The sequence below is a fragment of the Microbulbifer okhotskensis genome (genome assembly GCF_023895975.1).
GTDB classification, from domain to species: Bacteria; Pseudomonadota; Gammaproteobacteria; order Pseudomonadales; family Cellvibrionaceae; genus Microbulbifer; species Microbulbifer okhotskensis.
The window spans coordinates 1-6,520 of the sequence record NZ_JALBWM010000156.1 but is presented as its reverse complement, the minus strand read 5'-3'; the positions used below and the strand labels follow the sequence as shown (position 1 = coordinate 6,520).

At 45.7% G+C, this 6,520-nt stretch carries 3 protein-coding genes and 1 pseudogene; 2 read left to right on the top strand and 2 right to left on the bottom strand.

Translation table 11 applies throughout. The annotated features are described in order from the left end of the window. The first annotated feature begins 84 nt into the window (after positions 1-84). Together MO867_RS19880 and MO867_RS19875 are read left to right on the top strand one after the other, a co-directional pair. Positions 85-702 carry a dihydrofolate reductase family protein gene (locus tag MO867_RS19880; protein ID WP_252472358.1) on the top strand — a complete coding sequence of 206 codons (618 nt, stop codon included), beginning with the start codon at positions 85-87 and terminating at the stop codon, positions 700-702. Positions 703-1,431: 729 nt separating this feature from the next. After that, positions 1,432-4,428, top strand: coding sequence for a TonB-dependent receptor (locus MO867_RS19875; protein WP_252472357.1), 2,997 nt, complete (start codon positions 1,432-1,434; stop codon positions 4,426-4,428). Between the two features lie 201 nt (positions 4,429-4,629). Here MO867_RS19875 and MO867_RS19870 read toward each other — a convergent pair whose 3' ends face one another. Both MO867_RS19870 and MO867_RS19865 read right to left on the bottom strand, forming a co-directional pair. Next, complete coding sequence (locus MO867_RS19870; RefSeq protein ID WP_252472355.1) at positions 4,630-5,073, bottom strand: hypothetical protein; 444 nt, start codon at positions 5,071-5,073, stop codon at positions 4,630-4,632. A 106-nt stretch (positions 5,074-5,179) separates the two neighbouring features. After that, a pseudogene (locus MO867_RS19865) lies at positions 5,180-6,329 on the bottom strand (IS256 family transposase). Between the last annotated feature and the right edge of the window lie 191 nt (positions 6,330-6,520).

The following is a 6,520-nucleotide window of genomic DNA, read 5'->3' as shown; positions in this document are numbered from 1 at the left end:
CAGATACGCTACTTTCTTTCAAACCCTCAAACACCAGATTCGGTTATAACTCATCTTTCACGGAAATTCCACCTAGGGGGGATTATGAGAAAACTGGCGATCCTTACATTTCAGACCCTTGATGGAGTGATGCAGGCGCCAAGCGGTCCCGAAGAAGATATTTCTGAAGGCTTCACTCATGGTGGTTGGGCTAACGAATGCTGGAGTGAGGTTATGGAGCAAGTTGGTCGTGAGGCTATGCGAGAACCCTACGATCTTTTACTCGGGCGGAATACTTATGATGTATTTGCATCGAGTTTCGCAAATGCCCCAGCTGAAAACCCAACAGCAGAGATACTAAATCAGGCCAAAAAGTATGTTGTGACGTCTCGAGCCTGTAAGCTTCAATGGCAAAACTCGGAAAAAATTACGGGAAATATAGAAGCAGAAATCACTCGGTTAAAAAAACAAAGTGGTCCGTTACTGCAGGTACATGGCAGTTGGCTGCTTATCCAAACCCTGCTAGAACATGGTCTTATAGACGAGTACCGTCTTTGGACTTTCCCCGTTGTTCTGGGTAGCGGGAAACGTTTGTTTTCCAAAGGCACAATTCCGGCCATGCATAAGCTGATCAAATTTGAATCTTGCCCATCTGGGGCATTTATGCATTTCTATCGACCAAGTGAGTCTGTTATGGTCAGGCCGAACCGGGTACCTCGCTAAACACATTTCTCAAAGTCGATGGGAGTCACGCCCCCTAGTGTTGTATGTATACGGCGTGAGTTGTAAAAAGTGAACATGATCCCACATCTGTTGCTGAATGCTCTCTAATCGGATAGAGGTTTCACGTTAGCCATTTTCGTATAAAACGCATCAGTCGATGCGTTGGCCTAGAAATTCCCTTTGCGGTTCACTGAGTGCACCATCCTATACTGCTTAACCAGCGTCTGGTAGACATGGCTGTCATATTGATTGCCACTGCCAGAGTCCTGTGTGAATAAGTCATTCTATAGAGGTAATTGAAAGTTAGGACAGGAATTTGAGTTGAAAGTTAATTCTTAATTTTCTGTTTGGGCTCCTTTTATTCTGTTCTTGTTTGTGGGGTTCCTGTGCTTGATTTTGTTGATTCTGATTTGGAGGCGTGTTTGGCGTTCGAATTATATGGGAATTGTTTTGAAAGCCGGGTAGTTTTTAAAAAACATCTCAGGTTTCTATGTATTTTATTTCTGTGGGTTATTATTTTTCAATTGAAGATTGGAAGGTTATGTCAATAGAAAGCATAAGGTTTTGTAATTTTTGGCTCATTTGGGTTGTATTGCCGTTGTTAATGTATGAGAGCTGGGTTCTATCCCCCCTGTGGTGGATTTGTTGCGTCTTTAACTTGGTTAGGCCTGAGATAAGGTGGTGTTTGGCTGACAAAAAAATAATAGAGAAAATATAGAGAGACTCAGTATGATGGTGAGCCTTTGTAAGCAAAAAAAATTGATTGCACAAGCGATTCAAGCTAACAATTCAGTCAATCATGCCCCTCCTTGGTACAGTGTTGCGATTGCCTGCCTAATATTGTCTGCTACGCCCCCGACAACACATGCTCAGGATGGCCAAGCCGAAGAAAAAGAGCAGCGTTCTCGGCAGGCTATCGAGGAAGTTACGGTAACTGCACAGAAGATTGAGCAGAGTATCCAGGATGTTCCTATCGCAGTTTCGGCCTTCTCTGGAGACAGCATGGATGCCTTGAAGATCGAACGCGGTGAAGAGCTGCTGCGTGCGATTCCCAATGTGAATTTCTCCAAATCAAATTTCAGCACCTATAACTTTTCTATTCGAGGCGTGGGTACCAAAGCGGTTTCAGCGGCCTCCGACCCGGCGGTGGCGGTTAGCTTTAACAATGCATCTCTGATTCGTAACCGCTTGTTTGAACAGGAATTTTTTGACGTACAAAGGATTGAGGTGTTGCGTGGTCCCCAAGGCACGCTATATGGCCGCAATGCCACTGCCGGGGTAGTGAATATGTTGCCAGTGATGCCAGAGGATGAATTTGCTTCAGAAATTAAAGCGGAAATAGGCAACTATAGCTCGAAGCGTGCCAGTGGCATGTTTAACTTGCCATTGGGAGATACGCTGGCATTTCGCCTCTCTGGCGCTATGACTAAGCGCGATGGCTTTGATTACAACCTTCATACCGGTAACGATGTGAATGACCGCGATCTGTACTCCACTCGTGCCATCTTTGAGTGGGAGCCAAGCGAGTCTTTTAACGCCAACCTAATTTGGCAGCATTTTGAGGAGGACGATCGGCGCTCGCGTACCGGAAAGCAGCTTTGCACGAAAGATCCGGGACTCTCAAAGGTTGGGGAAACCGAGCTGACAGGCTTTACCCCGGTGTTTTTCAGTCAAGGATGCCTGCCCGGCTCGATCTATAGTGATGATGCCTATGATGCTCCCAATGCCAGGGGCTTTGCTAACATCTTAGTCACAGGGCTAATTCCTACTCACATTGGTCCAGTAATTGACTGGTACACAGACCCTTATGAAAATTCGACTCAGTCTCATGATCTTCGTAAGATAGAGACCAGCTATGATCCTGTATTTCGTGCCGAGAACGACCTAGTGCAGCTGAACTTCGAATGGGACCTGGGAAATGCTCTGACCTTTTACTCCCAGTCGACTTATGCCAAGGACGATTACTACTCCTCTCAAGATTACAATCGTTACGTGTCGGACCCCATTTTTAACGATACCGGCGACCTAAATCCCACTCCTGGAGGAATTTATACCGATCCGCAGTTGGGCCCTTCGGAAGGGCTGCTGGCCGTGGATATCAGCCGTTCTGATAATAAACAGTGGAGCCAGGAATTCCGATTACAGACGTCTTTTGATGGTCCATGGAATTTTTCGGTGGGCACTAACTACCTGGATTTTAAAACCCAAGATGACTACTTCATTTTTAACAATGTATTTAGCATGCTTGCGGAGTATTTATACAATCAGGACACGGATGAGCTTGGGTTTCTAAGTACTAGAAACTGTACGGAGCCAGAGGGGAATGTGGGCTCAGACTGTGTGTATGTGGACCCCAACTCAATAGAGAACATTGATGAGGAGGGTCACAATTACTTTCTGAGTCGCAATTTAGTGGAAACCCGCTCGTGGGCCCTGTTTGGCGAGGCTTATTGGCAAATAAATGATGACGTGAAACTTACAACAGGGCTTAGGTATACCGATGACCGCAAACGTTCAACACCGGTACCCAGCCAGTTGCTCCTCGGGACTCAATATAATGATGAAACCGGTGAAATTTCCTCCGGTGAGCTTTCAGGAGGCCTTACTCATCGAGGTTACCCAGAAGGTGATCAAGTAAGCCTAAGCTGGAAAGAATATACAGGGCGTGCGGTATTGGACTGGCGTACAGAAACCCCCTTTACTGACGATACCATGCTTTATGTTTCCTTCGCCCATGGCTATAAGGGGGGCGGCACCAATCCACCCCGTGCCGAGATTGACCCAGTAATAGTGCAATACCAGCCTTTGGAGGAAACATTCGAGCCCGAGTTTGTCAATGCGATTGAATTTGGTACTAAGAATACGCTTCTTGAGGGTAGCTTATCCCTTAATGCCAACGCCTTCTACTACGATTACACCGACTATCAGGTTTCCCAGATTGTCGATCGTATTTCTCTCAATGAAAACTTCGATGCAGAGAGTATGGGGTTGGAGCTTGAGCTGGCTTGGCAGCTTACAGAGGCAACTCGAGTAGATTTAAATATGGGTTATCTGAAAACCCGTATTGCCGATGGTGAGGAGTCTATCGATGTAATGGACCGCACTCAAGGCAACGAGGATTGGGTACTGGTGCGCCCCAGTATACAGGTGCCTTCCAACTGTATTGCACCAGTAGATCTGGTCGAGACAGTTATGAGTGCCCCCAATATATTTGCTATCTGGTCGCTGTGTTCCGGCTCTGCTAGGTATGGCTCATATAGCCCTGAAGTTCAGGGTGGCGGGTTCCGCCACGATATAATCTATGGAGTTGATCCCTATAATCCGGTTACCGATGCGCCCAATGGAGGACGTGGCTTTTCCGCCGACCTGAGTGCGAATGAGCTACCTAATGCGCCACGGTTTACCATTAATTTCGGCGTTGAGCATACGATCCCGATTGAAAACTGGGATCTGATTCTACGTGCAGACTATTATCGTCAATCGGAGAGTTACGCACGAGTTTACAATACGGAGTATGATCGTCTGAAAGCCTGGAGTAATCTCAATGCCTCCGTCAGCCTCGGTAACCCTAGCAACGACTTATATATGCAGCTGTATGTGAAGAATATCTTTGATGATGCGCCGATCACGGATATGTTCACCAATAGTGATGATTCGGGTCTGACCACCAACGTCTTTACATTAGAGCCACGCATAGTGGGCTTTAATATCAGTAAAGGATTTTAGGGGTTACGCAATCAAAAATCACAACAGGTTAACGAAAATTATTTTCGTTAACCTGTTGTGGCTTTGCCGTAAGACCTGTTTACGAATTAGTACTTTTGTCAGAAGTGATTTTCTCAATACACCTAATTGTCAATTCTGGTGGCAATTAGGTGTAGTCAAAGTCGATAGTGGTACGTTGTGAAGAGGTAGCCCCGGTCGATTTCACGTGCTGGATGAATCTTCTTTAGTTTCCATTGCAATGGCGACAGAAAGCAAAAGAAAGGCTGAAGCCCATAAAATAAGCAAATAAAATAATCCGGGTCGATGAGTAAATGCTATGGATCCATAGGTAAGGGCTGTAATGGTGCAAAAATATAGAAGGATGTTGAATATATGGAATTTATTGTTGCGCAATACCCGAAATTTTAAGGCCCCTATGACGAAAAGAAAATTGAAAAATGGCATCGACAGTATGAGTGTTCCGAGTAGATCTTTTGGGTCGTTGAATAATTTTAGCCCCTCACCGAAGATAATGCTCAATGCTCCGAGTGTGGAAATAATAAAGAGAGCAATGCCGGCAAACCAATGCCCGTCAGCGGGTAGAATAAGCGATGCTAGAAACAATATAACAGAAAGTTTAAATGTTAGATCTTCATTGATGTGCATGATAAACCTGGTGCCTTTATAATCGGCTGCCCGTACAGAATTTTGATTATTCGGTTGTTGGTTGAGAGGATATAAATGATTCTGTGTAACCCGTTTTGCCAGTTAATTATTGGTAGTCAGCGAGTCGTTCGCCGAGCTCAATCATAAATCGATTTAATGCTGACCTCCAGTTTCGGATTGGTATTGCTAATTTCTTCGAAGCAGCCTGTATAGACAAGTATACCACGTTCATCGCTGAATCATCAGAAGGGAACACTTTTCACTGCTTGGTAGCTTTGCCAGTGACGCCATTTAGGAATTAATCGCGTTGGTTGTATAGAAGACTGTGCGAACCTCAGGTGGGTACTTAAGCAGTATAATCGGGTTTAGCCAGTGGGTGACCCTGGATTTACTGATTTTCGGATGGGTATCTTATGCAAAGCGTTTCCGTTCCGTCAGTGCAGCTGCTTCTGTGGCTGCAGTATAGATCTCCTTCAGTACCCTGTAGTCCTACCGCAAGACGTATTTAAGCGAGTTACGCACCAAGTGCACGATGTGCAGTTAGACTTTTGCTTAAGGGTATTCTGCCGTAATGGCTTCAGGTAAGCCTTTCAGTTCATCTGTGCAAACGATAAGAAAGTCTTCCTGGCCGCAATTTTTTAGTTCGGTTAGCAGGGATGGCCAGAATTTTGCCTCCTCTGTTTCGGCAAGCCACAAGCCTAGCCGCTCTTTTTGGCCTTTCACATTAACGCCCAGGACGACATGCATAGCTTTGTTGCTTGCCCGCCTATTCTGGATGATTTTCAGGGTAATGCAGTCGAGGTAGACAATTGGACATACCGATACATTGGGTGGTTTTGATACTCTGAGATGGCTTCAAGAATCTGCTCTGTAACCTTAGATACCAGAGTTTCTTAGACATCGGCACCGTACGTTTTTTGAAGGCATCGACGATGTCTCGGGTGCTCATGCCCTTTGTGTACAAACCGGGGTTTAAAGGACCTCGCTCGATCACGAAAAATGGTGATCTTAACAACGCCGTGCCGACCTCTAAGGCGCTTAGACCTTGTGCCATTGCGGCTGTTGCCGGAGCCACGTTTAGCGGTGTCATTCTTGGGGTAGCCTAGATGCTCATCCAGCTCTGCACCCAGTGCCGCTTCTATCGTCATCTTGATGAGCTTCTGGGTAAGGCTGTTGCGGCTGGCTTCACAATTAGCATCCTTGGCCAGTTCGGAGACCTGGGATTTCAGTTGCTGTTCTAGATTTGTATTGTCCATTGTTCTGCTCATGATATCCTCTGATGCAGAGTACGGCGGCATGAGCAGTAAAAAAATTTAATTTACAGTCTCCGATTTGGCAGCCCGCCTATATATTGGAAGGCCGTTGATTTAACAGTTATCTATTACTTTATTAAAACAACACTTCGGACAGTTTCATGCAGCTATAGCCCCGTAGTCACTGTACCGTT